Annotated in this window: 1 protein-coding gene; it reads right to left on the reverse strand. The window is 60.1% G+C overall.

Annotated elements, in window-relative coordinates; translation table 11 throughout:
• The coding region (locus PAT3040_RS37655) for a hypothetical protein (protein ID WP_181376935.1) at positions 1 to 677 on the reverse strand (677 nt) is incomplete at both ends.

Below are 677 nucleotides of genomic sequence, written 5' to 3' on the forward strand. Positions count from 1 at the left end.
GTCGGCTCCGGCGTTGCGGTCGCTGCGGATTCGGTCGCCTCCGGCGTTGCGGCCGTTGCGCCGATTGCGGACAGATCCGCTTGCGTATCGCCGGACACCGCAATGTTGTCCAGGCTGAACCAGCCTTGAATATCCGCGTTGCCGGAGGTCGTGAAGTTTACGTAACCGCTGACCTCGGACAAATTGGGAAATACGGCGCGCGGCGCCGCCATCAAATCGGCCGCTTCCGACGCCAGCTTGTAGTACACTTCCACTTTGGAGCCATCGTAAACGACTTTGACGTTCAGCGGCTCCTCTTTGACTGCCAACGCGTAGTCGCCGGGCAACCAGCGCTGCTCCGGATTTTCCCATTCGACGGTTTCGGTCGTGCCCTTGCCCAGCATCATGATGCTGTCATTGTTGATCAACAGCAAGTATGGCTCCGGCTCGCCGAAGAACGTATCCGGCTGCGGATTGCCGAAGGTCAAGCCGATCCAGCTGGAGTTGCCTTCGAACGTATGAATGTCGAATGAAGCCGCGAATGTCGAATAAGTGCCTTGGGGTCCAAAATAGGAATTGTCTTGCGCGCCGGCGAATACAAGCTCCCCATCCGCGACGGACAGGGCGTTGTCGTCCGGCGTGGCGGCCATCTGCCAGTCCGCCGCGTTGTACCCGCTGCCGAAGTCGGTTGCCGCGTC

Origin of the sequence: Paenibacillus agaridevorans (assembly GCF_003112455.1) — a bacterium.
GTDB classification, from domain to species: Bacteria; Bacillota; Bacilli; order Paenibacillales; family Paenibacillaceae; genus Pristimantibacillus; species Pristimantibacillus agaridevorans.